Source organism: Rhodococcus sp. ARP2 (assembly GCF_001029585.1).
In the GTDB taxonomy this organism is placed as follows: Bacteria; Actinomycetota; Actinomycetes; order Mycobacteriales; family Mycobacteriaceae; genus Rhodococcus_F; species Rhodococcus_F erythropolis.
On record NZ_LEKE01000118.1, the window covers coordinates 96,812 to 120,909 of the forward strand.

General features: G+C 62.1%; 23 protein-coding genes. 14 read left to right on the plus strand and 9 right to left on the minus strand.

Annotated elements, in window-relative coordinates:
- Positions 1-35 precede the first annotated feature (35 nt).
- From ABX74_RS28825 to ABX74_RS28840, 4 genes are all read right to left on the minus strand, one after another.
- On the minus strand, positions 36-848 hold the full coding sequence (locus tag ABX74_RS28825) for an ATP-binding cassette domain-containing protein (RefSeq protein ID WP_007727336.1): 813 nt from the start codon (positions 846-848) through the stop codon (positions 36-38).
- A gap of 3 nt (positions 849-851) precedes the next feature.
- Entirely contained in the window at positions 852-1,910 is a 1,059-nt protein-coding gene (locus ABX74_RS28830; protein ID WP_003940759.1) for an ABC transporter permease, read from the minus strand.
- A 63-nt stretch (positions 1,911-1,973) separates the two neighbouring features.
- The gene (locus ABX74_RS28835) at positions 1,974-2,975 is read right to left on the minus strand and encodes a substrate-binding domain-containing protein (protein WP_007727338.1); all 1,002 of its coding nucleotides are present in this window, start codon (positions 2,973-2,975) and stop codon (positions 1,974-1,976) included.
- 160 nt (positions 2,976-3,135) lie between these two features.
- On the minus strand, positions 3,136-4,137 hold the full coding sequence (locus ABX74_RS28840; RefSeq protein WP_019747686.1) for a LacI family DNA-binding transcriptional regulator: 1,002 nt from the start codon (positions 4,135-4,137) through the stop codon (positions 3,136-3,138).
- Between the two features lie 116 nt (positions 4,138-4,253).
- On the opposite strand from ABX74_RS28840, the gene ABX74_RS28845 reads away from it, so the two are divergent.
- Together ABX74_RS28845 and ABX74_RS28850 are read left to right on the plus strand one after the other, a co-directional pair.
- Positions 4,254-5,279: a Gfo/Idh/MocA family oxidoreductase gene (locus ABX74_RS28845; protein ID WP_047890273.1), complete on the plus strand. Its 1,026-nt coding sequence runs from the start codon at positions 4,254-4,256 to the stop codon at positions 5,277-5,279.
- On the plus strand, positions 5,276-6,052 hold the full coding sequence (locus ABX74_RS28850; protein WP_082148580.1) for a TIM barrel protein: 777 nt from the start codon (positions 5,276-5,278) through the stop codon (positions 6,050-6,052). Before ABX74_RS28845 ends, ABX74_RS28850 begins: the two co-directional genes overlap by 4 nt.
- Here the strand turns inward: ABX74_RS28850 and ABX74_RS28855 are convergent.
- Positions 6,049-7,089 carry a Gfo/Idh/MocA family protein gene (locus ABX74_RS28855; protein WP_047890274.1) on the minus strand — a complete coding sequence of 347 codons (1,041 nt, stop codon included), beginning with the start codon at positions 7,087-7,089 and terminating at the stop codon, positions 6,049-6,051. The two genes, ABX74_RS28850 and ABX74_RS28855, sit on opposite strands and share 4 nt — an antisense overlap.
- Before the next feature lie 80 nt (positions 7,090-7,169).
- Between ABX74_RS28855 and ABX74_RS28860 the strand changes: the two genes are divergently transcribed.
- The 4 genes from ABX74_RS28860 (at position 7,170) to ABX74_RS28875 (ending at position 10,533) form a co-directional block, all read left to right on the plus strand.
- Complete coding sequence (locus ABX74_RS28860; protein ID WP_020969146.1) at positions 7,170-8,165, plus strand: Gfo/Idh/MocA family oxidoreductase; 996 nt, start codon at positions 7,170-7,172, stop codon at positions 8,163-8,165.
- Between the two features lie 95 nt (positions 8,166-8,260).
- A complete protein-coding gene (locus ABX74_RS28865) occupies positions 8,261-9,445 on the plus strand; it encodes a phytanoyl-CoA dioxygenase family protein (RefSeq protein WP_020969145.1) in 1,185 nt (394 codons plus the stop codon).
- A gap of 61 nt (positions 9,446-9,506) precedes the next feature.
- Complete coding sequence (locus tag ABX74_RS28870; protein ID WP_223258045.1) at positions 9,507-9,824, plus strand: hypothetical protein; 318 nt, start codon at positions 9,507-9,509, stop codon at positions 9,822-9,824.
- Between the two features lie 229 nt (positions 9,825-10,053).
- Positions 10,054-10,533, plus strand: coding sequence for a peptide deformylase (locus tag ABX74_RS28875; protein ID WP_257207939.1), 480 nt, complete (start codon positions 10,054-10,056; stop codon positions 10,531-10,533).
- Positions 10,534-10,568: 35 nt separating this feature from the next.
- On the opposite strand, the gene iri is transcribed toward ABX74_RS28875, so the two are convergent.
- The 4 genes from iri to ABX74_RS28895 form a co-directional block, all read right to left on the minus strand.
- The gene (gene iri, locus ABX74_RS28880; RefSeq protein ID WP_047890276.1) at positions 10,569-11,996 is read right to left on the minus strand and encodes a rifampin monooxygenase Iri; all 1,428 of its coding nucleotides are present in this window, start codon (positions 11,994-11,996) and stop codon (positions 10,569-10,571) included.
- 121 nt (positions 11,997-12,117) lie between these two features.
- Complete coding sequence (locus ABX74_RS28885; protein WP_080909710.1) at positions 12,118-13,503, minus strand: MFS transporter; 1,386 nt, start codon at positions 13,501-13,503, stop codon at positions 12,118-12,120.
- Positions 13,504-13,533: 30 nt separating this feature from the next.
- The gene (locus ABX74_RS28890; RefSeq protein ID WP_047890277.1) at positions 13,534-14,682 is read right to left on the minus strand and encodes a Gfo/Idh/MocA family protein; all 1,149 of its coding nucleotides are present in this window, start codon (positions 14,680-14,682) and stop codon (positions 13,534-13,536) included.
- 106 nt (positions 14,683-14,788) lie between these two features.
- Positions 14,789-15,526, minus strand: a complete 738-nt coding sequence (locus ABX74_RS28895; protein WP_003941006.1) for a GntR family transcriptional regulator — start codon at positions 15,524-15,526, stop codon at positions 14,789-14,791.
- Positions 15,527-15,725: 199 nt separating this feature from the next.
- Between ABX74_RS28895 and iolC the strand changes: the two genes are divergently transcribed.
- The 8 genes from iolC to ABX74_RS28935 all read left to right on the plus strand — a co-directional run.
- A complete protein-coding gene (gene iolC, locus ABX74_RS28900; protein WP_189637360.1) occupies positions 15,726-16,730 on the plus strand; it encodes a 5-dehydro-2-deoxygluconokinase in 1,005 nt (334 codons plus the stop codon).
- Positions 16,723-17,622, plus strand: coding sequence for a hypothetical protein (locus ABX74_RS28905; protein ID WP_047890278.1), 900 nt, complete (start codon positions 16,723-16,725; stop codon positions 17,620-17,622). Before iolC ends, ABX74_RS28905 begins: the two co-directional genes overlap by 8 nt.
- Before the next feature lie 21 nt (positions 17,623-17,643).
- Positions 17,644-18,516: a 5-deoxy-glucuronate isomerase gene (gene iolB / locus ABX74_RS28910; RefSeq protein WP_047890279.1), complete on the plus strand. Its 873-nt coding sequence runs from the start codon at positions 17,644-17,646 to the stop codon at positions 18,514-18,516.
- A gap of 14 nt (positions 18,517-18,530) precedes the next feature.
- Positions 18,531-20,486 (plus strand): 3D-(3,5/4)-trihydroxycyclohexane-1,2-dione acylhydrolase (decyclizing), encoded by a 1,956-nt coding sequence (iolD, locus tag ABX74_RS28915; protein WP_047890294.1) that lies wholly within the window; start codon positions 18,531-18,533, stop codon positions 20,484-20,486.
- 52 nt (positions 20,487-20,538) lie between these two features.
- Positions 20,539-21,444, plus strand: a complete 906-nt coding sequence (locus ABX74_RS28920; protein ID WP_047890280.1) for a sugar phosphate isomerase/epimerase family protein — start codon at positions 20,539-20,541, stop codon at positions 21,442-21,444.
- Positions 21,445-21,470: 26 nt separating this feature from the next.
- On the plus strand, positions 21,471-22,511 hold the full coding sequence (locus ABX74_RS28925) for a Gfo/Idh/MocA family protein (RefSeq protein WP_019747669.1): 1,041 nt from the start codon (positions 21,471-21,473) through the stop codon (positions 22,509-22,511).
- Positions 22,512-22,513: 2 nt separating this feature from the next.
- The gene (locus ABX74_RS28930) at positions 22,514-23,398 is read left to right on the plus strand and encodes a sugar phosphate isomerase/epimerase family protein (RefSeq protein ID WP_047890281.1); all 885 of its coding nucleotides are present in this window, start codon (positions 22,514-22,516) and stop codon (positions 23,396-23,398) included.
- A 24-nt stretch (positions 23,399-23,422) separates the two neighbouring features.
- Positions 23,423-24,098: aldehyde dehydrogenase family protein (locus tag ABX74_RS28935; protein ID WP_047890282.1), on the plus strand; the 676-nt coding region annotated here is incomplete at its 3' end.

Consider the following 24,098-nt stretch of genomic DNA (forward strand, 5'->3'; position numbering starts at 1 on the left):
GATTCGAACCGAGGCTGTAGTCGCGAGGTTTTGATCTAACGGCGAAGCTCGTGGGTCAGTGTCTCGAGCTCGTCACCGCCCGCCATCTCCTTGGTCAGTTCTTCGAGTGAGATGTCGTCGTACTTGGCGTCGAGCTTCTGCCTGCCTCGGTTGAGGAGCACGAAGTGATCGCCGACCATGTACGCGTGGTGCGGATTGTGCGTGATGAAGATGACGCCGAATCCCTGTTCCTTGGCAGCGGTGATGTAGCGCAACACCATTCCCGACTGCTTGACGCCGAGCGCTGCTGTCGGCTCGTCGAGAATCAGCACGCGGGCACCGAAGAAGATGGCGCGGGCGATGGCAACACACTGACGCTGACCGCCGGAGAGACTACCAATCGGTGCGTCGACGTCAGGCAGTTCGATGCCCATCTTCGACAGTTCCGAAAGAGTCGTCGCGCGCATGGCGTTGGCGTCGAGCGACTTGATCAGACCACCCTTGCGCAGTTCCTGCCCGAGGAAGAAGTTGCGCCACACCGGCATCAACGCAACAACGGCGAGGTCCTGATAGACCGTCGCGATGCCTTTGCCAAGCGCTTCTTTAGGCGAGTGGAACGTTGTCGGTTCGCCGTCGACGAGTAGTTCACCTTCGCTCTGCTGGTGCAGACCGGCGATGATCTTGATCAGCGTGGACTTGCCTGCGCCGTTGTCACCGAGCACACCGGTCACTTCACCCGCACCGACGCGCAGGTTGATTCCCTTGAGCGCGATGATGTTTCCGTATTGCTTACCGACGTCCTTGAGCTCGATCAGTGGCACGTTGCCGCCCGAGTTCGAGAGAGCGGGAACTTCAGCTGTGGTACTCATGTGTCACCTTTTCGCAGCGTAGTTGCGGAATGCGTTGTTGGCGATGACCGCGAACAGCAGCATGGCGCCGAGGAAGAACTTGAACCAGTCCGGGTTCCAGCCTGCGTAGACGATGCCCTGGTTGGTCATACCGAAGATGAATGCGCCGATCGCAGCGCCGATCGCGGTTCCGTAACCACCGGTGAGCAAACAACCGCCGATGACTGCGGCGATGATGTACAGGAACTCGTTACCGACACCCTGACCGGACTGAACGGTATTGAACGAGAACAGCAGATGCATGCCCACGAACCAGGCAGCAAAGCCGACGGTCATGAACAAACCGATCTTGACTGCGGTCACCGGCACACCGATCGCGCGGGCACTGTCCTGATTGCCGCCGACCGCGAAGATCCAGTTGCCGATCTTGGTCTTGAACAAAACAAATGTTGCAATCGCGGTGAACAGCAGCCACCACACGACCGTGATCTTGACGGACACCCCGAAGACCGAGAACGACGACGCGAATACCTTTTTCGCAGAATCGAATCCGGCCATGTCGGAGACGCTGGGTGTGGCAACCTGACCACTCACGAGCTTGGTGACGGCCAGGTTGATTCCGGTCAACATCAGGAACGAGCTCAGGGTGATGAGGAAGCTGGGAATCTTCGTCTTCATGACGAGGTAGCCGTTGAAGAATCCGACTGCGAGCGAGACGACCAGCGCCAGAATCGCACCCACCCACAGATTGAGGTGCAGGTTGTAGGCGATCATCGACGCGGCGAGCGAGGACGTGGTGACTGCGACGCCGGCGGATAGGTCGAACTCGCCGCCGATCATGAGCAGGGCGACCGCGCAAGCCATGATGCCGATCGTGGAGCTGGAGTAGAGCACTGTCGCAAGCGCTTCCGGCGTACGGAACGGTGCCGCGACGATACAGAAGAAGATGAAGATGGCGATGGCGCCGACAAGTGAACCCATCTCCGGGCGGAGCAGTAGGCGCTGAATGCGCTTTTGCTCCTTCACCCGTTCATCGGTCACGACTTTGTGGGCGGCAAGGTCGAGATCTGCCTGAGTGGACATGATTTCCCTTCCGTGCTGGACAGGCGCACGGAGGGCGGACTCTCAGCCCTCCGTGCGCCCGGATCAGCGAGTTCCGTTCTTGGCGTACTCGGCGACCGAGTCGATGTTGGTGTTGTCGATGAACGCGGGTCCGGTCAGGGTCGGCAAGCCGCCACCGATCACGTTGCCGTTGTTGAGGTAAAGCCACAGCGAATCGATGGCGAGGTAGCCCTGCAGGAAGGGTTGCTGGTCCACTGCCCACTGCACGTCACCGGATTTGATGGCGTCGACGAGCGCCGCGTTGGTGTCGAAAGTGACGACCTTCGCCTTGCTGCCCGCATTGCCGACCGACGTCACGGACGTCAAGGCAAACGGAGCACCGAGTGCGAGAACTCGATCGATTGCCGGGTCCTGTTGAAGTTTCGCGGTGATGGTCGATTCCACCGACGGCATGTCCTTGCCGTTGACGTTGAGAATCTCCGTCGTTCCCTTGAACGACTTCTTCACTCCGGCACAACGTGATTCGAGGCTCACGTTGCCCTGCTCCTGAATGACGCACAACACCTTGGTGGCACCTTCGGTGTTGAGTCGCTCGCCGGCAGCTTCACCGGCAATCGACTCGTCCTGACCGAAGTACTCCTTGACGCCCATGTCCTTCCAGGTCTCGAGGCCCGAGTTGAGGGCGACCACCGGAATGCCCGCGGCGGTGGCACTTTGGACCGCGGCAACCATGGCGTCGGGCTTCGCGAGGGTCACGGCAATCCCGTCGACCTTGCTGTCGATCGCACTCTGAACCAAGTTGGCCTGATTCGGCGCCTCGGGATCGGCGGAGTACCGAAGCTCGATGTTGTCCTTGGCCGCTGCGGTTTCGGCTCCCTTGCGCACCAGATCCCAGAACGTGTCACCGGGAACTTCGTGAGTGATCATCGCAATGGTGGCGCGGGGCGTGTCCGCCGTACCCGCGCCCATTCCGGATCCGGAAGAATCCGGCTTTCCGCCGGTGCTTGAACAGGCGGCCAGACCCAAGACCACGACTGAGGCTCCGGCCAGTACGGCAACGCTCTTGCGTCCCGTGAGAAACGACATGTGAACTCCCTCTCGACATCAACCAACGGCCCGCGAACGGATGGTGCTCGGTTGTATGTGAAAGATGTAATACCCGTCACAGTCGAATGTCAATAGTTTGTTCTGACATTAGGACTGCTTATCAAAGACCGAACAAACTGATGGAAGTCGAAACTGCAGGTCAATGCCCTGCGGGTCCAGTTGAACCTCGAACCACCAGTTGTGGCTGCGCGACAATGTCCTTGCCCAATGGCCCACTTCCGCCGTCGAGGCGTTCGGAGATCCGCTCCACCGCGGCGCCGCCCAGAAACGCCGTGTCCTGCCCGACACTGGTCAGATCGATGTGCGCCAAACCTGCCAATGCACTGTTGTCGAATCCGATCACGGAAACGTCGCCAGGCACCGAGATCCCGGCACGCAGGAAGACGTCGAGAACTCCGAGCGCGCAGCGATCGTTGAAAGCGAAGACCGCCCCGGGTAACCCACCCTCGACCATCGACCTGGCGGCAGCTGCGCCGAACTCCTCCGTGAGACCGCCGGGAAGAATTCTCGGCTCCAGACCTGCCGCTCGCATGGCCTTGCGGTAGCCCTGACGCCGTTCCTGGGCGCCCGGGCCTCGCCCGCCGTCGACGTGGGCGATCGAGCGGTGCCCGAGTTCGACAAGGTGATTCACGGCCATCACCGCGCCCGCCTCGTCATCTGTTCGGACAACATCCACGTGCACTGACGACATCTTCCGCGCGATTACGACAACGGGAACCTTGTCGGCCAGGTCGACGATCTCTGCTTCCGGCGCCTGTGAACCCAACAGCAAGATCGCCTCACACCGGTCGTCGAGCAGGGTCCGCGTTGCACGAGAATCCGGCCGTCGCTCCGAGACCGCACTGAGGACGACGTCGTAGCGCGACCGTTCGGCGGCCACATAGATTTCGTCGAGCAGCTCCGCGTGAAATGTTTGCGCCGCAACGTAACTGACACCGATCAGGCGGCTGCGATGTTGGCGCAGCAGTCGCGCCGCGTTGTCGGGTCGATAGCCGAGTTCGTCCGCGGCCGCCTTGACCCGTACCCGCGTCGCATCGCTGGCACCTGGGACATCACGAATGACGATGGACACCAGAGCGCGTGACACACCGGCCAGGTCTGCTACATCTTGCAAGGTGGGGCGTCGACTGTTCACCTCCACAGACTAGATCGTTCCAGCGAATAAGCACCGAAGCATTGACGCGCGCCGCATCCGGCGCTTTACTGGCATGGACTAGAACGATCTAGTTCCTCATTCTCACTCCGAACGGAGCCCCCATGTCTGCCTCTGTTGCAGTCGGTCTCATCGGCGCCGGATGGATCGGCCGCTTCCACGGCGAGTCCGTCGCGCTGCGTATCTCCGGCACCCGTCTCGTCGCCGTCGCCGATCCTGCGCCCGGCGCTGCGGCGTCGTTGATCGAACGTGTCAGTCCCGACGCCCGCGCGTACACCGACGCCCTTGAGCTGATTGCCGATCCGACCGTCGAAGCGGTGCTCATCAGTACGCCCGCATCAACTCACACCGATCTCGTGGTGGCCGCCGCGGAGGCCGGCAAACATGTCTTTTGCGAAAAGCCGATGGCCTTGACACTCGAGGACGCCGATCGCGCGATCGGCGCGTGTGACGCGAACAACGTTGCGCTGCAAGTCGGTTTCAACCGGCGCTTCGCCGCCGACTTCACCGCGGCGCACGACGTGATCACCGCCGGCGGGATCGGAACCCCACAGCTACTTCGTTCTCTGACTCGCGACCCAGGAATCACCGCCGACGTCGCCTCCCGAGTCAAGCCGTGGACGATCTTCAACGAGACACTGATTCACGACTTCGACGCTCTGCTCTGGCTCAACCCCGGGGCACGCGTCGTCGAGGTGTTCGCGCAGGCCGATGCTCTCATCCATCCGCAGTACAAGGAGCAGGGGTACCTCGACACGTCGATGGTTCAGTTGCGCTTCGACAACGGCGCCCTCGCGTCGGCCGAGGCCAACTTCCAAGCCACCTACGGTTACGACGTGCGCGGCGAAGTTTTCGGTTCCGGTGGAATGGTGAGTGCAGGCGAGGTCACGCGGACCGCGATGCGTCATTACAGCTCACCGGGCGTTCTGGCCGACACACCTCGGGTGAACATCGAACTGTTTCACGACGCCTATGTCGCCCAGCTGGTGCACTTCGCAGACTGCATCCGCTCCGGCAGTGCGCCGTCGGTCGACGGTCTCGATGCTCGCAACGCCCTGGAAATCGCACTGGCCGCAAAAGAATCCGTGGAAACCGGACTGCCCGTCTCGTTGCTGGCGGTGCCGCAGTGAGCCCCTTCGACTTGGCGGTCTCCGCCGAGATGACGTTCACCGAACTCCCTGTCGTCGAGCGTGTTCGGCGGATCTCGGAGGCGGGATTCGCAACTGAGATCTGGAGTTGGCAAGACAAGGACCTCGATGCTCTGGTCGCCACCGGGGCTCGCTTCTCCTCGATGACCGGCTACCTCCACGGCGATTTGTTCGACGAAGCCGGCAGCGCCGAACTGGTACGCACAGCGGCGCTATGCCTCGCTCCGGCAGCGAAACTCGGCGTTCCCCGGCTGAACTTCCATACCGGCGAGCTGATCGACGGACAGGCTGCGCGCCCGCAGTATCGAACTACGGGAGCGATGTGGCTGACCGCCCAACGCGCTCTCGAGAAGATCGCGAGACTGGGCGAAGAAGCCGGAGTCGTCTTCTGCCTCGAGAATCTCAATACGATCGTCGATCACCCCGGCGTACCGATGGCCCGCGCCAAAGACACTCTGGCACTGGTGGAATCCGTCTCACACCCCAACTTCAAGATGATGCTCGACCTCTACCACGCACAGGTCGGCGAAGGAAACCTCATCGAACTCGTGCGGCGTTGTGGTGACAACATCGGCGAGATTCAGGTGGCCGACGTACCCGGCCGATGCGAACCCGGAACCGGCGAGATCAACTACCCCGCCATCGCACGCGTGCTCGCCGACCAGGGTTACACCGGCACGATCGGTTTGGAGGGCTGGGCATCCGGAGACAGTGACACCGCACTCACTGCTTTCCGGAAGGCCTTTACGCTCTAGCCCTCACCCGGGAACGTGATCCCCACCTGACGGCGGATCTCGTCGAGGATGTCGAGCGTCGCAATGGCCGCGTCGAGCGGATGGACCGGCGACTCGATATCCCCGGCGGTGATCCGCCGCGCCGCCTCGGCCGCCTCGAACGCGAGACCTCCGACGTATCCGTCGACCGGATCGTCGTAGCGCGCAGATCTTCCGTCACCTAGCCGGACAGTGAAGGCCCCGGGCCGGTAGAACGTCGAGTCCAGAACGATCATCCCCTTGTCGCCGCAGATCGAGGCCGTGTTGGGCGTGTCAGCAAGGATCGTGGTGTTCAGACTGGCCTGAGCAATGCCTGCCCAGGACAGAACCGCTGAGATCTGGCCGTTCACCATGTCATTCGCCGGCTCGCCCAGGGCAGCAACCGCAGTAGGAACACCCAATACCCGATACGCGAGACTGACCGGATAGGTCCCGAGGTCGAGAAGTGGCCCACCCGCAAGCGCTGGATCGTAGATACGATGATCGGTCTCGAACCGTTCGCCGTGATCGGCCAGAACCGTACGTATGGTTCCCAGCAGCCCCGCCTCGAGGATCTGGTCGATCACGTCGAACTTGGGCAGAAACGACGTCCACATCGCCTCCATGCAAAACAGTCCGAGCGCAGCCGTCCGCTCCTGAATCGCCCGTCCCTGCGCTGCGTTCAAAGCCAGCGGCTTTTCGACCACGACATGCTTGCCGTGATCCAATGCCGCTATCGCGCAATCGAAATGGGCAGTGTGCGGTGTTGCGACATAGACGACGTCCACATCCTCGGAGGCAAGCAAAGCGTCGTAGCTACCGTGAGCGCGTCCGATCCCCCAATTGTCCGCGAAGGCCTGAGCGCGGGTGAGTCCGCGCGAAGCGACGGCCGTGACTTCCTGCGCTGTATTTCTCTGCAGTGACTCCACGAAGCGTTGTGCAATCCAGCCAGGCCCGAGGATCCCCCAGCGCAAAGTCGGAGCGTCGACCGGATCGGGGACCCGGGTGCGAGGGAGTTCCAGAACTGTAGAAGAAGTCATGCCTCGAACTGTAGAGTCGAATCTCGAAATATGTAAGGACATTAGGTTGTCCGTTTCAATCCTCTGGAAGTAGGAACCTCATGTCGATTCGTGTCGGTGTGATCGGAACCGGCGTCATGGGCGCCGACCACGTCCGCAATCTCCACTCCACGGTCTCCGGGGCAACGGTCTCTGTGGTTGCAGACCTCGATCAAGAGCGAGCAAAGTCCGTAGCGTCCGCAGTCGGCGCACGGTGGGTGACCGATCCGTTGAAACTGATCAACGACGCCGGTGTGGACGCCGTAGTCATCGCTTCCCATGATTCAACGCATGCCGACCTCACGCTTGCTGCTGTCGAAGCCGGAAAACCGGTTCTGTGTGAAAAGCCCCTCGCAGTGACAGCAGAGGACTGCCGACGCGTCGCTGCGGCCGAGAACCCCGAAAGCCCCCTTGTGAGCGTCGGATTCATGCGCCGCTTCGATCCGGGATACGTGGCGCTGAAGGCCGAAACACATTCCGGCCGTATCGGTGACCCACTGATCGTGCACTGCTCGAGTCGCACTGTCAGCGCCTACCCGGGTGGCAGCTCGGAATCCACGGTGACCAACTCCGCGATTCACGAACTCGACATCGTGCCGTGGATCTTGAACTCCCCCGTCGTCGCAGCCAGCTGGCACTGCGGGCGCTCGAGTTCGCTGGTGAACGATCGCCAGGATCCGCAGATAATCATGCTGCGCACCGCCGACGGCGTTCTCACCACGGTCGAGGTCTTTCTCAACGCGCGGTACGGCTACGACACTCGGTGCGAGGTCGTGGGCGAAATCGGCGCCGCTCGTCTCGCCGAACCGGTGGTCATCCACACCGACGCGGATCGATCCCACTCGTACGGCTATGCGGCGGATTGGATTCCGCGTTTTGCCGAGTCGTATCGGCGCCAATTTCAAGAGTGGATCGACGCATTGAGCACCGGAAGACCGTCGACCTTGGCCACAGCCGCGGACGGCCTGCGGGCAAATCTCGTGGCAGCTGCCGTGATCAAGTCGATGCACTCCGCGGGGACAACTGTCTCGGTCGAGCCCGTGGGGGAAAGTTTCTGAGGTCTTTTTGATGGATTTCAGGGGTAGTTTCGATGGGTTCTCCTTGGCAGTCTTTGAGGTACAGCGCATCTTGAACACCGCAGGAAAGGCCCCGAATGACTCCATCACTGACCAACCACACCGTGCCGTCCGCAGGTAGGTTGCACCGAGAAGACTGCAACATCGACGACTTCGCCGCTTTGGTCGCGCACGACACCGACCTTGCCGATTACCCGTACGCCGATTCAGTGGCCGACGGGGTTCTTCTGTACCGCTCCGAAGCATTGGTAGAGCAATCGTCGAATCCTGAAACCCGGGCCGAGATCCAAGACGAGATCGCCCGGGCGTTACTCACCGGCCCCGGCATCACAGTCTTTCAAGGCGCGTTCGACGCGGAGATACTGGATCGCGCCAGCGCGGTCTTCCGTGAACTCATTGCACGCCAACACGAATCCGGTGCAGCGTCCGGAGATCACTTCGCCAAACCTGGTGCCAATGACCGAATCTGGGGCGCACAACTGAAGTTGGCGCTCGAAGATCCCAAGGCTTACGTCGACTACTACGCAAACAGCATTGTCGCTTTGGCTTCGGAAGCGTGGCTCGGCCCCATGTATCAGGTGACGTCGGACGTCAACGTCGTCAATCCCGGTGGCGCCGCACAGAATCCACATCGCGACTACCACCTCGGTTTCATGTCGAGCGACGTAGCCGCGAAGTTTCGGGCGCATGTTCACCGCTTGACCCCTGCCCTCACCTTGCAAGGTGCAGTCGCCCACGTGGATATGCCGGCCGAGACGGGGCCGACGAAGTATCTGCCGTACTCGCAGCAATTCGAATCCGGATACCTCGCGTTCGAGCGTCCCGAGTTCAAGGAGTTCTTCGAAGCCAACTACGTCCAATTACCTTTGAAGAAGGGAGATGCCGTCTTCTTCAACCCAGCCCTGTTCCACGCGGCAGGCCACAACAAGTCCGCCGACGTCCTGCGTATGGCAAATCTCCTACAGGTGTCGTCGGCCTTCGGTCGAGCCCTCGGAACCATCGACCGGGAGGCACTCGTCAACGCGATCTATCCGGCACTGCTCGCTCTCAGCGAGGCGGGGTCCGACGAGGCAGTTCGGTGTGCCGTCGCCGCCTCGGCCGAGGGCTACGCCTTCCCGACCAATCTGGACCGAGACCAACCGATCGACGGCCTCGCGCCTCAGACGCAGGCCGAACTCGTGACGGAGGCGGTTCGCGAGCGGATCTCACCTGGTCGACTGGCCGATCTACTGAAGGCACAGTCCGAGAGACGAATGAGCTGAGGGACGGCAGCACTGAAGAGACTTGGGCCGCTTAATGCCGATCGGTCGGTACGCTCGAAGCATGGGGTGGGACTTGTTAGTGCTGTTCGCCATGATCGGCCCGTTGGCAGTGTTCGGGTGGGCGGCTGTTCGGGCGAAGCGCCGCGGACTCGGTGGCTCGTTCGTCGGGCCGTTTCAGGAAATGTTCGATCCCGGTGCGGCGCGAGCACGGACGGTCATCGAACAGATCGCGGAACTGCCGGATCCTGCGGACTCCGGCGACCCGGACAACGATGACGATGTGCCGTACACAGTCACCTATGAGGGTGTTCGGCTCCACATCAATCCCGGTAGGGCTCGACAGCGTGGAGGCGAAGGGACCGCCAAGCACGCTGACTGAAAGTTGCACCAGATCCAATGTTCAGACAGCGGTCCGCGCGACGAGGGAGAGTAAACCGGCGCTGCACGGCGGTGAGGAACGTAGCGGGCGAACGCGAACACTCTCGTTGCGTTGGGCAGGAGCAGAGCGGAACATGAACCTCATGCCTGTCTCCGAACTTCTCCGCCTAGGTACCGCGCAACCGATCATTCGCTGGGGCACCCCTGTCCTTCATGCGCCAGCTCGGCCAGTGACTGAATTCGGCAGCGATCTCCAAGATCTGCTGGCAGACATGTTCGCTACCAACACCGCCGCACACGGCGCAGGACTCGCTGCTCAACAGATCGGCGTCGACCTCGCGGTGTTCATCTACGACTGCACCGACGAGGTAGGGACGCAACGCACCGGCGTCGTCTGCAATCCGGTCGTTGACCTTCCTGAAGCAGTCGACCGGCAGCTAGTCGACGACTGCGAAGGCTGTCTGTCCCTACCCGGTGCCTACACAGACCTCGCGCGACCCGACTTCTCCACCTGTCGCGGAAACGATCAATACGGCAACCCGATCGAAATCACTGCAGGTGGCACCCTCGGGCGCTGCTTCCAACACGAGACCGACCACATCAACGGCATTGTCTTCGGCGACCGACTTCCAACGCGCAAACGCAAACAGCTCTATCGCGACCACGACGAAGTATCGGATCAATACACAGCCCATTGGCCGGCGTGTTAAGCGGCCAGTCGGCTTAGAGGTGGAACCAGATAGCCCTACGCCGTTGGCCGACCAAACCACTTAGACAGCTGAGTATCCAACTCCGCCTGTGTATCCCCGACCCATGCCACATGACCGTCCGGCCGAAGCAGGACAGCCGGAGCGTCCAATTCAGTGCTTGTGTCAACGATATGGTCGGCGCGATCGCTCCAACCATCGACGGACAGTTGGCCACCCTGGTCGAGAAGAAGTCCGCGGCCGGATCGCATCAGGTCGTACAGGTTGCCGCGCGTCAACGCGATGTTCCGCAGCCTCCGACCGAGTAGGTCGTCGCCTTCGCCGAAGTCGTAGCGAATCGAGATCGCAGTGATCTTCTCGGTCAAATAGCGCTTGACGTCTTCGAATTCCATCAGCTCGGAGATCAAGCGCCGCACCGCTTGTGGTCCGGCAGCGGTGGAGATCAACTCGGCCTGGGCGCGCGTGTTGTCCAGCACGTCGGCAGCCACCGGACGCCGTTCCGATTCGTACGTGTCGAGCAGGCCCTCCGGTGCCCAGCCGTTGATCTCGGCGGCGAGCTTCCAGCCGAGGTTGAAGGCGTCCTGCACACCGAGATTGAGACCTTGACCGCCCATCGGTGGGTGGATGTGTGCGGCGTCGCCGGCGAGAAACACCCGGTCGCGCCGGTAGTGCTCTGCCAGACGGGTGGCGTCGCCGAAGCGCGAGAGCCACCGCGGCGAGTGCACACCGAAGTCGGTACCGGCAATGGCCAGTAGCTGTTGTTTGATGTCGTCGAGGGTGGTCGGTGTTGCGCGACCGTCGGCAACTTCGGCTGCAGGGACCACGACACGAAAAGCACCATTGCCGGCGGGACCGACTCCGAATCGTTTGTGCGTTTCCCGGATTTCGGCGACAACGGCGGCCAGTTCATCAGCCGGCATGGTCACGGCCATTTCGCCGATCAACGTGTCGGCGCTCGACGGCTCGCCGGGAAACCCGACGTCGATCAGCTTCCGAACAGTGCTGCGGCCGCCGTCGCAGCCCACGAGGTAACGCGCGTGAAGTGTTGTGCCGTCGGATAATTCCGCTGTGACCTTGTCGGCGTCTTGACGGATTGCGACGACACGCTTCCCTCGCTGAATTTCCGCGCCGACTTCGGTGGCATGTTCGGCAAGAATCCTGTCGATCTCGGGCTGAGGTATTCCCAGTACGTACCCGTGCGCAGTATCAAGGTGCGCGGGTGCCGGCTTGCTGATCCCCGCGAAGAATCCACCGAGCGGATACTTGCGGCCGTGCGCGAGGAACTTGTCCAGCAACCCGCGCTGCTCCATGATTTCGATGCTGCGCACATGGATGCCGAGGGCACGGACGAACTGAGTCGGCTCCTCGTCCTTGTCCACGACGACGACATCGACGCCCTGTAGCCGGAGCTCACCTGCCAGCATCAATCCAGTTGGTCCAGCACCGACAATGATGACGTCACTCATGCGATCCCCTCCTTCGGGCAAGGCTTTTGCTTGCTCGCAGCAGACGAGTGTGCACCATCACCGGGGCCTTGCCGCAAGCCCCGGGTCCCGCGTTATGATGAAGGTGGCGGAAGACGCTTCATTATCGGCGCACCAACACCACAGCACCTGTATCGCGTGGGAGCCGCCAACTCTCGATCACCGTCGGCACCAGCATGGCCCCGAGAACACCCAGCGTCAGAGAAAACGGCACTCCGCCGCTCAGATCCTCCGACTCCGCCAACGGTGTGCAGAGCGTGATCACCAACGCGGACAGTGCAATACCCAGACCGGATGCCAACTCTTGCAGCGTTGCATGCAGAGTATTTGCATCGGTCAGCTCACCCGAGTCGACGTCGGCGAACGCCAAGCTGTTGTACGCGGTGAACCCGATGGATCGCAACGCGCCACTGACAAACAGTGCAACAGCGATAACGACGTCCGGTGTCGTCGACGAGATCAGTACCAGCGCACCGAAGCACACCACCGACAGAACTCCGTTTCCCACCAGAACTCGTCTGATCCCGAATCTACGCATGAGCGGAGTGGTGAGCGGTTTGATCGCGATATTCCCCGCGAACAGAACCATCACCAGCAGACCGGCCTTGAACGCCGACATTCCGAATCCCACTTGGAACAACAACGGCAGCACAAACGGCACGCCCATGATCACGAGCCGGTACAGCGAGCCGCTCGACGCGACGAGCCGAAACGATCGAAGTCGGAGGACGCGGAGCGCGATGAGCGGGTGATCCGACCGGATGAGGTGAATGACGGCCAAGCTCAACAAGATCAGAGCCGCAATGATCCCGAGGCCCACTCGTAGCCAGTCGGTTCCGGCACTGTGCACGCTGTCGAGCGCCACGACAAGCACTGCGACGCCTGCTCCGATCACCACCAATCCCAGCCAGTCGAGGCTCCGTTTCTGTGTTTGCCGAATGTCGGGCACCATGCGCAATGCCAGCAGAAACCCGACGATCCCGATCGGAACGTTGATCAGAAAGATCCAGCGCCACGAAGCGATCGACACGATGGCTCCACCCACAGCGGGCGCAAGAACCGGCGCTGTGAGCGCCGGCCACGTCAAGTAAGCGATAGCCCGTACGAGTTCCGCCTTCGACGTCACCCGCAATACTGCGAGCCGCCCTACCGGCACCATCATGGCGCCGCCTACCCCTTGTAGTGCGCGCATTCCCACCAGCATCGGGAGGGACGTGCTCAGTGCACATCCCACCGACGCCACCGTGAAAACGGCTATGGCAGAGATGAAGACACGTCGCGTTCCGAACCTGTCGGCCATCCATCCGCTCGCCGGGATCAGGACGGCCAACACCAGGAGATACGAAGAAACGGCGACATTGACGTCGACGGCGTCAACTCCGAAGGATTGGGCGATCGACGGCAGTGCGGTTGCGAGAATCGTCGCATCGAGCATCTCCATGAACAGCGCTGCTGCCACCAGCAACGCCAGTCCGCGGGGAAATGTCACTGCGCCAGAGCCTTTCGGAGCAATTCTCGATCAGCCGAGAGAAATCCAGCCACCGGAGGAGACCGAGGCAACCATCGCGTCCAGAGCCTGCGCCGACGCGACAGCATCAGCGATGGTCGCGCCCTGCGGCGCTCCGTCCACGATCGAGGAGACGAAATTGCGAGCCTCGATGACCTTCAGGTCGTCATAACCCATGGCGTTGGCCGCGCCTGGTTGGAAGCGGCCGAACTCTCCCGACTCGGGGCCGACCAAAACCGTCGTGACGGATTGGTCCTGATACTTCGAGCCGAGGCTGGTGCCCAGTTCACCCATCCGGCGGTAGTCCCAGAACACGGCACCCTTCGTACCGTGAATCTCGAATCCGTAGTTGTTCTGCTCGCCCACGGCGACGCGGCACGCTTCGAGTGTGCAGCGGCCGCCCGAGCCGAGCCGCAGCAGTGCGCTGACGAAGTCTTCGTTCTCGACAGCTCCCATCTCCCCGCCGCTGGCTCGGGCATGTCCACTGGTAGCGGCGGACGAACGCGCACGCTCCGGGATGAAGATCGCAGTATCAGCAACGAGAGCGTCGACGTCACCGAGAAGATGACGAATCAGATCGATGCCGTGCGAAGCCAAGTCGCCCAGGACGCCGGCGCCGCCGCGCTCACGCTCGTATCGCCAACTCAAAGCGCCTTCAGGGTGGGCCGCATAGTCGCTGAGGAAACGAAATCGCGAGTGCGTGATCGTGCCCAACTCCCCTGAGTCGATCAGGCTTTTTGCCAGGGCCACAGCCGGCGCGTTTCGGTAGTTGAAGCCGACGGTCGACTGCACACCGGCCTTCGAGACCGCTGCGGCAACAGCTTTGGCGTCTTCCGTGGACAACCCGACGGGCTTCTCGATCCAGATGTGTTTGCCGGCTTCTGCCATTGCGACGCCGATTTCACGGTGCAAGAAGTTCGGGGCCGTGATGCTCACCGCGTCGATGGCCGGATCGGCTGCGATATCGCGCCAGTCCTGGGTGAAAGCTTCGAAACCGAATTGGTCCGCTGCTTCCTCCCCTCTGCCAGGCACCTCGTCGGCGACGGCGGCCAGGCGGATCACGGGAAGCTGGGGATAGTGTTGCCGCAGACGCAGATACGCCTGCGTGTGTACGCGGCCCATCCATCCGAATCCGGCAACTGCTACTGAAATGCCTGTCATGAGGCTCCGTTCGGGTCAAATGATCGAAGGATCGCAGAAATGCTGGGATCACAAATCACCCCCACTGACTCGGTCAGGCGGGTACTCGTGTCACCGGGATCGAGGTCTAGCGGTCGACCACGGTGGTGTCGAAGTAGTAACGCGACGCTCGGTAGCAGTGGCTGCCGTACTCGACGGCACTACCTGAATCGTCAAATGCAGTGCGGCTCATGGTCAAGAGGGCAGCACCCACTTTCTCGTCGAGCAATCCTGCCTCTTCGCGAGTCGCCGCCCGAGCGCCGATTCGCTGCCGCGCCACACGGATGTGAACGCCGCGAGTTCGCAAGGTTTGGTACAGCCCTTGCGTCTCCAACTCCTCGGGATCGGGTGCGATGTCCACCGGAATGTAGTTGGTCATCACTGCAAGCGGTTCGCCGTTGGTGCTTCGCAGACGCCTGATGGTGGCCACTTCGGCGTCAGGTTCGAGGTTGAGTTCCGCGGCAACGTCCTCGGCGGGAACTCCCACCGTGAACTCGAGCAGCTTGGTCGTCGGCGCCTGGCCGGCCCTCGCAAGGTCGTCGAACAGGCTGGTGAGCTCGACCGGGCGGTGCACCGGACTTTGCACCACCTGAGTTCCGACTCCCCGCTTACGAACAAGTAGGCCCTTGTCCACCAGTTCCTGGATCGCACGTCGAGTGGTCGGACGTGAGAGATTGAGCCGTTTGGCCAACGCCAGTTCGTTCTCGAAGCGATCACCTGGGGCAAGTTCGCCGCCGAGAATAGCGCCCTCGATTGCCTGGGCCAGCTGAAAATACAGCGGCACCGGGCTCGAGCGGTCCAACTCGACGGCGAGTGCTGCGACCACGGTCAACTCCGATCTGTCTTGGGAAGGCGCCGTATCGACGCTACTTCTCTCGGCAGTGTATGCGAACACTAACATTCACTTGACCGCAAGTCATAATGTCCAGACAAACTATTGACAATCGCTGTGTCGCGGCGCACAGTTTCAGTCATACAACGGTGCCCTGCGCGGGCAGCCCACCACGAACTCTCGGGAGTCAGTCTTGACAAGCATCAACACTCACCAGAGCGGGTCACACATCCCTGACGCACCATTCGACGTGCTTGCCATCGGCCGATCGGGGGTGGACATCTACCCACTTCAAACCGGTGTCGGACTCGAAGACGTCGAGACCTTCGGCAAGTTTCTCGGCGGCAGCGCGGCAAACGTCTCGGTGGCGGCTGCACGCCTCGGCCGGCGAGCAGCACTGATCTCCGGCGTAGGCAGCGATCCCTTCGGAAAGTTCGTCACACGCGAGTTGGCACGTCTGGGCGTCGACAACAGGTTTGTGGTCACCAATTCCGAGTACCCGACACCGGTGACGTTCTGCGAGATCTTCCCCCCTGACGACTTCCCGCTGTACTTCTACCGCAAGCCGCATGCGCCCGATCTTCGGATCACCCCGGAAGACATCGACCTCGACGCCGTTCGAACAGCGTCCCTCTACTGGTCGACTGTGACAGGGCTGTCCGAAGAACCGAGTCGCAGTGCACACTTCGCTGCTTGGGAAGCCCGCGAACGACGCCCGCTGACGGTCCTCGATCTGGACTACCGCCCGATGTTCTGGTCGACACCCCATGAAGCGACCACTCAGGTGCAGCGCGCTCTCGCGCACGTGACGGTAGCCGTCGGAAACCGCGAAGAGTGCGAGATCGCGGTCGGTGAGACCAATCCGAACAAGGCCGCCGACGCGCTTCTCGACCTCGGAGTCGAACTGGCGATCGTGAAGCAGGGCCCGAAGGGTGTTCTCGGCAAAACACGAAAGCAATCGATCACCGTGCCGCCCAATGCCGTCGACGTGGTCAACGGGCTGGGTGCCGGCGACAGCTTCGGCGGATCACTGTGCCACGGACTGTTGGCCGGGTGGCCACTGGAGAAGGTACTGCGCTATGCCAACGCGGCCGGTGCGATAGTCGCATCTCGGCTCGAATGCTCCACTGCGATGCCAACCGCTGAAGAAGTCCACGATCTCGCCGAAGCCACAGCCACGGAGGCAGTCAATGTCTGACAAGCTCGCCGCCCGCCCCCTCGCCACCACCTACGCCGACGTGACGGACCTGCGTGCGAGCGATCCGCAGATCATCGAAAAGTACTGGGCAGCAAGAACTCCTCGTGCCACCGTTCGAGGCAACGGACGACTGATGATCGTCGCTGCCGATCATCCAGCGCGTGGGGCATTGTCTGTCGGCGGCAAGCCGACAGCGATGAACAGTCGTACCGATCTGCTCGACAGATTACGCACGGCGCTCGACAATCCCGGAGTCGACGGCGTTCTCGGTACCGCGGACATTCTCGACGATCTGCTCCTCCTCGGGGCCCTCGAGGACAAGGTCGTCTTCTCGTCGATGAACCGCGGCGGCCTGGCGGGCGCGAGCTTCGAACTCGACGACCGCATGACCGGATATACCGCGGCGGGCACCGCGAAGTTCGGAATGAACGGCGGAAAGATGCTGCTGCGCATCGCCCTCGACGACGCGGGCACCCTGCCCACCATGACGGCATGTGCCGAAGCCGTTGACGAACTGGCCGCGGCCGGACTGATCGCGATGCTCGAGCCGTTTCTCTCCAGCCGCGTCAACGGCAAGGTCGTCAACGATCTCAGCCCCGACGCCGTCATCAAGTCCATCCACATCTCCCAAGGTCTCGGCTCCACCTCGGCGTACACGTGGATGAAACTACCGGTCGTCGACGAGATGGAACGCGTCATGGATGCGACCACCCTCCCGACGCTCCTCCTGGGCGGCGATCCGCAGATCGCGCCGGAAGAAACGTACGCAAAGTGGGACGCTGCCCTTCAGCTGCCGTCCGTGCGCGGACTGATCGTCGGGCGCGCGCTGCTCTACCCACCGGACGGCGACGTGACCGCGGCCGTCGACACCGCAGTCAAACTCGTCCACTAGAACCGACCTGGCAGGAGCAAGATGTTCAGCAAGTACTACGTCCCCGCCGGATCGTCCGCCGAAGGTGATTTCACGACAGTGGTCACGCCGGAGTCCGCGGGTTGGACCGAATCCAGCTTGTGGACACTCGAACTCGCCCCCGGCGCGAGCGTCCGCTTGCAGTCCGGCGAGAACGAGATAGTCGTCGTTCCACTGTCGGGTTCGGCCGTGATAGTTGCCGAGGGGACGGAGATCGCCCTGGCCGGCCGCGCGTCGGTCTTCGACGGACCGAGCGACTTCGCCTACGTAGGACGCGATTCCGACTACACAGTGGCCAGCGCAGGTGGAGGCCGCTTCGCCCTGTGCGGAGCGCGCGCCGGAGCCAAGCTGCCCCATCGCTACGGCCCGGTGTCGGGAGTTGCCGTCGAACTCCGAGGTGCCGGTAACTGCAGCCGACAGGTTCACAACTTCGCCACCGCAGACACCTTCGAGGCCGACTCCATCATCGCGTGTGAAGTCATCACCCCCGGCGGGAACTGGTCGTCGTATCCCAGCCACAAGCACGACGAGAACAGCGACGTCGAATCGGCTCTGGAAGAGATCTACTACTTCGAGATCGACCGAAGCCCCACCGGGACCGAAGGTTTCGGCTACCACCGCGTGTACGGAACCGCCGAGAGACCTATCGAGGTGCTCGAGGAAGTCCGCTCGGGCGACGTCGTCCTCGTGCCGCACGGCTATCACGGCCCGTCCATCGCAGCGCCGGGCCACCACATGTACTACCTCAATGTCATGGCAGGTTCGGACGAGATCCGGGCGTGGAACATCTGTGACGATCCGCAACACACCTGGCTACGTGGAAGCTGGGATCACCAGGACATCGACCCTCGACTGCCGTTGCAGTCCCACAACTGACGGAAGTGAAAGCTGTGGCACCCACCAACAACGCAACCGGCAATCGTCTACCTCGCGACGAGCCGACCGTACACCTCACCGTTTCTCAAGCTGTCGTCCGCTTCCTCGCCAACCAGTACACCGAACGTGACGGCCAGCGCACCAAGCTGTTTGCCGGCTGCTTCGGAATCTTCGGGCACGGCAACGTCGCCGGACTGGGGCAGGCACTCTTGCAGGCCGAGATCCAGGATCTCGATGCCGGCCGTGAGCCGACACTCCCCTACGTGCTCGGCCGCAATGAACAGGCGATGGTGCACTCGGCTGTCGCGCACGCCCGCATGAAGGACCGCCTGCAGACGTGGGCAGTCTCGTCCAGCGTCGGCCCAGGTGCCACCAATATGATCACCGGCGCGGCACTGGCCACCATCAACCGTCTACCTGTATTACTCCTTCCCGCAGACACTTTCGCGACCCGCGCCAGTGCCCCCGTCTTGCAGGAACTCGAACTCCCGTCGAGCGGCGACGTCACAGTCAACGACGCTTTCAAACCGGTCTCACGATACTTCGATCGGGTATGGCGCCCGGAGCAGTTGCCGAGCGCTCTGCTCGCCGGGATGCGCGTTCTCACTGATCCCGTCGAGACCGGCGCAGTCACCATCGCCATCCCGCAGGACGTGCAGGCCGAGGCTTTCGACTGGCCCGAGTCCTTCTTCGCCGAGCGAGTCTGGCACGTGGCCCGCCCGCTCCCCGAGCGATCGGTGATCGAACGCGCCGCCGCGATCATCCGCTCGGCTCGCAAACCACTGATCGTCGCCGGCGGCGGAGTGATCTACAGCCAGGCCACCGACTCTCTGGCAGCGTTCTGCGCGCAGACCGGAATCCCCGTGGGGCAGAGCCAGGCCGGCAAGGGTTCATTGGTCTACGACCATCCACAATCCGTCGGGGCGGTGGGGTCCACCGGCACTACGGCCGCAAACGCACTGGCCACCGAGGCGGACGTCGTCATCGGAATCGGCACGCGGTACAGCGATTTCACGAGCGCGTCCCGCACCGCATTCACCAATCCCGACGTTCGCTTCGTCAACATCAACGTCGCTTCACTGGACTCCGTGAAGCAGGGCGGAGTCAGTGTTGTCGCCGACGCACGTGAGGCACTCGACGCGCTGGCACTTGCCCTGAACGACTACCGGGTGGACGACGAATACGCGTCCAGGATCGGTGCACTCGCTCGCGATTGGGATGCGATCGTCGAATCCGTCTACAACCCAGCCGAACCCGCTGCCGACGGGTCACTGAATCAGAATCAGGTGATCGGCCTGGTCAACACTCTGTCCGATCCACGTGACGTCGTCGTGTGCGCTGCCGGGTCCATGCCAGGTGACCTCCACAAGCTGTGGCGAACCCGTGATCCCAAGGGGTATCACGTCGAATACGGGTACTCGTGCATGGGATACGAAGTTGCCGGCGGTCTAGGCGTCCGCATGGCGTGCCCCGATCGCGACGTGTTCGTGATGGTCGGCGACGGTTCCTATCTGATGATGGCCACCGAATTGGTCACCGCCGTACAGGAACGCCTCAAGGTCATCGTCGTCCTGGTGCAGAATCACGGATTTGCCTCCATCGGTTCGCTGTCCGAGTCGCTGGGTTCCCAGCGCTTCGGCACGCAGTACCGCTACCGCTCGAATGACGGACGTCTCGACGGAGGTGTTCTCCCGGTCGATCTGGCTGCGAACGCCGCCAGCCTCGGTGTCGACGTCATCCGCGCCAACACCGCCGCCGAGTTCGCCGACGCGATCAAAGTCGCCAAAGCAAGCGACACCAGCACGGTCATCCACGTCGAAACCGATCCGCTGATCGGCGCCCCGGACAGCGAATCCTGGTGGGATGTACCGGTATCGGCTACCTCTGAACTGGAATCGACCAAGAACGCCCGGACAACCTACGAGTCCTGGAAGAAGATCCAGCGACCGTACCTCCGTCCATCCGAATGAAAATTCCGCACGACCACGCCCCAAGAAGCTTGCCCTCGAAAGGAATCTAGACATGAGCGCGATTCGCGTCGGATCAGCCCCCGACTCCTGGGGTGTGTGGTTTCCGGACGACCCTCAGCAGACCCCGTACACACGATTCCTCGACGAGGTGTCCGCGTCGGGATACGAATGGATCGAACTCGGCCCCTTCGGATACCTTCCGACCGAACCAGCCAAGTTGACTGACGAGCTCGGAGCACGCGGCCTCAAGCTTTCGGCCGGTACCGTTTTCGAACACCTGCACCAGGACGATTCCTGGGATGCCGTCTGGAATCAGATCAAGGACGTCGCCAAGTTGACCGCGGCCGTCGGTGGCAAGCACGTAGTCGTCATCCCCGAGATGTGGCGCGATCCTTCCACCGGAGAAGTACTCGAAGATCGAAATCTGACTCCCGAGCAGTGGCGCAAGAAAACCGACGGCATGAACGCTCTCGGCAAGGCGATGCTCGAGGAGTACGGCGTCATGGCGCAGTACCACCCTCATGCCGACAGCCATGTCGACATCGAGGAAAACGTCTACAAGTTCCTCGAAGGTACAGACGAGCGTTTCGTGAACCTGTGCCTCGATACCGGCCACATCAGCTACTGCGGCGGCGACAACCTGGCCATCATCAACAAGCATCCGGAGCGCATCGGGTACCTGCACCTCAAGCAGGTGGATCCGGCGATCGTCGCCAAGGTGGAGGCGGAGGACCTGCCGTTCGGCGAAGCCGTCAAACTCGGCGCGATGATCGAACCACCGCGCGGAATCCCGGACATGCCACCGCTTCTGGAGGCCATCGAGAAGCTCGGCATCGACGTGTTCGCGATCGTCGAGCAGGACATGTATCCCTGCCATCCCGACACACCGCTGCCCATCGCACAGCGCACTCAGAAATACCTGTCCACCTGTGGCGTTCCCGCCGTCCGTTTCAGCTGAGCAACACAATCGAGGAGTACCACCGCATGTCTGACAACCAGGATCTCCGGATCGCAGTGCTCGGCGTCGGCATCATGGGGGCCGATCACGTCGACCGCATCACCAACAAAATCGGCGGTGCCCGAGTCACCGTCGTCAACGACTACTCTCTTGCCCGCGCCGAGGAAATCGCAGCATTGACGCCGGGGTCACGCGTCGTCGTCGATCCGTTCGATGCCATCGCAGCCGAGGACGTCGACGCCGTTGTGCTCGCAACCCCGGGCCCGACCCATGAGAAGCAGGTACTTGCCTGCCTCGAAGCAGGCAAGCCGGTTCTCTGCGAGAAGCCGCTGACCACCGACGCGGACAGTTCGCTGGCGATCGTCAAAGCCGAAGCAGCGCTGGGAAAGAAACTGATCCAGGTCGGTTTCATGCGCCGGTTCGACCACGAATACACCCAGCTCAAGGATTTGATCGACAGCGGCGATCTCGGTCGCCCTCTCGTTGTGCACTGCGCGCACCGCAATCCTGCGGTTCCGAACGGCTTCGACAGCGCGATGATCGTCAAGGACTCACTCGTCCACGAGGTCGACGTGACGCGATTCCTGCTCGACGAAGAGATCACCTCGGTGCAGATAATTCGGCCGTCTGCGAATTCGCTTGCTCCCGAGGGCATTCAAGACCCACAGATCGCTATATTCGAGACCGAGTCCGGTAGACACGTCGACGCCGAGGTGTTTGTCACCACCGGAGTTGCCTACGAAGTGCGCACCGAAGTTGTCGGCGAACTCGGAAGCGCGATGATCGGACTCGACGTGGGACTGATCCGAAAGACCAAGCCCGGCAACTGGGGTGGGCAGATCACCCCAGGATTCCGCGAACGCTTCGGGCAGGCATACGACACCGAGTTCGCCCGGTGGATCAAGGCAGTGAAGACGGGCGCCGGCACCGGCAACTACATCGACGGACCAGGTGCCTGGGACGGGTACGCCGCGGCCGCTGTCTGCGCCGCTGGCGTGAAGTCTCTGGAGACGGGTCAACGCGTCGTCGTGGACATGGTTGCGCGCGATTCTGTGGCCGGAGCGTAGCGATGAAGGTCGCTCTCGATCCCACACCGTTCCATCACGATTACTCGCTGCTGGAGCTTCCCCGAGTTGTTGCCGATCTCGGGTACGAGTACCTGCAGCTCACACCGCACGTCGACATGATCCCGTTCTTCAATCACCCGAAAGCCGACGACGCGCTCGTCACCGAGTTCCGGAAGGCCTGCGCGAGTGCGGGAGTCGGCATCGCGTCGGTGCTCCCGGTCCTTCGGTGGTCCGGCCCGGACGAGGACGCTCGCGAAGCAGCAGTGCGTTACTGGAAGCGGGCCATCCAGATCACGGTCGATCTCGGTGTCAACGTCATGAACACCGAATTCTCCGGCCGCCCCGAGAAAGCCGAAGAGTCCGAGCGTGCGTTCTATCGTTCGATGGAGGAACTGCTTCCGATCATCGAACGCGAGGGGATCGACGTCCTGATCGACCCGCACCCGGACGATTTTGTCGAAGACGGACTTGCCGCGATCCGCACGATCCGTGGCGTGAACTCCAAGAACCTCGGCATGGTGATCGTGGCGTGCCACCAATTCCACATGGGTGGGGACCTTCCCGCCATCATGGAGGCCGCCGGCGACATGGTCCGTCTCGTACATGTGGCAGACACCATGGATCATCACCGTTCCCACGGACTTCGCTACATCACCAATCCGCCAGGCAATGCCGTTCGAGTGCATCAACACCTCAAAATCGGGGACGGAGACGTCAACTGGGACGAATTCTTCGGCGGCCTCGGCAAACTCGGCTTCTACGATCGTGACAACACCGTGATGGTGTCGAGCGTCTTCGCCGAGAACGAAAACGCACACGAGGTTTCCCGGTACCAGCGCGAGACGATGAACGACTATGTCACCAAGTACACCTCCCCGAACTCCTGAGCCACCAGACCACTAGGAAATACCATGACCAGCACTGATACTCGTGTCATCGCGCACTGGTTGGACGGCAAGTCGTTCGCCGGAACATCCGAGAACACCGCCCCCGTCACCAACCCCGCCACCGGACAGATCACCGGCCGACTCGCCCTGGCGAACCTCGAGGACGCTCGCACCGTCATCGACGCTGCTGCGGCGGCCTTCCCCGCCTGGCGTGACACCTCCCTGGCCCGGCGCACACAGATACTGTTCAGCTTCCGCGAACTCCTCAACGCTCGCAAAGGTGAACTCGCCGAGATCATCACAGCCGAGCACGGCAAGGTTCTCTCCGACGCCCTCGGCGAAATCAGCCGCGGACAAGAAGTAGTCGAATTCGCCTGCGGAATACCGCATCTCCTCAAGGGCGGATACACCGAGAATGCATCGACCAAGGTCGACGTCTACTCCATCCGCCAACCCCTCGGCCCCGTAGGCATCATCTCCCCCTTCAACTTTCCCGCGATGGTCCCGATGTGGTTCTTCCCGGTCGCCATCGCCGCCGGGAACACCGTGATTCTCAAACCCTCGGAGAAGGACCCCACCGCGGCGATCTGGCTCGCCGAACTCTGGGCCGAAGCCGGTCTGCCCCCCGGCGTCTTCAACGTCCTCCAAGGTGACAAGCTCGCCGTCGACGAACTTCTGGAAAACAAAGCAGTCAAAGCGA

What these genes read in the sequence shown, in the direction of transcription:
- ABX74_RS28855 (WP_047890274.1), bottom strand. Translation starts at nt 7,089, where the DNA reads ATGACTTCTTCTACAGTTCTGGAACTCCCTCGCACCCGGGTCCCCGAT.
- iri (WP_047890276.1), bottom strand. Translation starts at nt 11,996, where the DNA reads ATGAGTGACGTCATCATTGTCGGTGCTGGACCAACTGGATTGATGCTG.
- ABX74_RS28920 (WP_047890280.1), top strand. Translation starts at nt 20,539, where the DNA reads ATGAGCGCGATTCGCGTCGGATCAGCCCCCGACTCCTGGGGTGTGTGG.
- ABX74_RS28835 (WP_007727338.1), bottom strand. Translation starts at nt 2,975, where the DNA reads ATGTCGTTTCTCACGGGACGCAAGAGCGTTGCCGTACTGGCCGGAGCC.
- ABX74_RS28930 (WP_047890281.1), top strand. Translation starts at nt 22,514, where the DNA reads ATGAAGGTCGCTCTCGATCCCACACCGTTCCATCACGATTACTCGCTG.
- ABX74_RS28905 (WP_047890278.1), top strand. Translation starts at nt 16,723, where the DNA reads ATGTCTGACAAGCTCGCCGCCCGCCCCCTCGCCACCACCTACGCCGAC.
- ABX74_RS28865 (WP_020969145.1), top strand. Translation starts at nt 8,261, where the DNA reads ATGACTCCATCACTGACCAACCACACCGTGCCGTCCGCAGGTAGGTTG.
- ABX74_RS28925 (WP_019747669.1), top strand. Translation starts at nt 21,471, where the DNA reads ATGTCTGACAACCAGGATCTCCGGATCGCAGTGCTCGGCGTCGGCATC.
- ABX74_RS28830 (WP_003940759.1), bottom strand. Translation starts at nt 1,910, where the DNA reads ATGTCCACTCAGGCAGATCTCGACCTTGCCGCCCACAAAGTCGTGACC.
- ABX74_RS28845 (WP_047890273.1), top strand. Translation starts at nt 4,254, where the DNA reads ATGTCTGCCTCTGTTGCAGTCGGTCTCATCGGCGCCGGATGGATCGGC.
- ABX74_RS28825 (WP_007727336.1), bottom strand. Translation starts at nt 848, where the DNA reads ATGAGTACCACAGCTGAAGTTCCCGCTCTCTCGAACTCGGGCGGCAAC.
- ABX74_RS28860 (WP_020969146.1), top strand. Translation starts at nt 7,170, where the DNA reads ATGTCGATTCGTGTCGGTGTGATCGGAACCGGCGTCATGGGCGCCGAC.
- iolB (WP_047890279.1), top strand. Translation starts at nt 17,644, where the DNA reads ATGTTCAGCAAGTACTACGTCCCCGCCGGATCGTCCGCCGAAGGTGAT.
- ABX74_RS28870 (WP_223258045.1), top strand. Translation starts at nt 9,507, where the DNA reads ATGGGGTGGGACTTGTTAGTGCTGTTCGCCATGATCGGCCCGTTGGCA.
- ABX74_RS28890 (WP_047890277.1), bottom strand. Translation starts at nt 14,682, where the DNA reads ATGACAGGCATTTCAGTAGCAGTTGCCGGATTCGGATGGATGGGCCGC.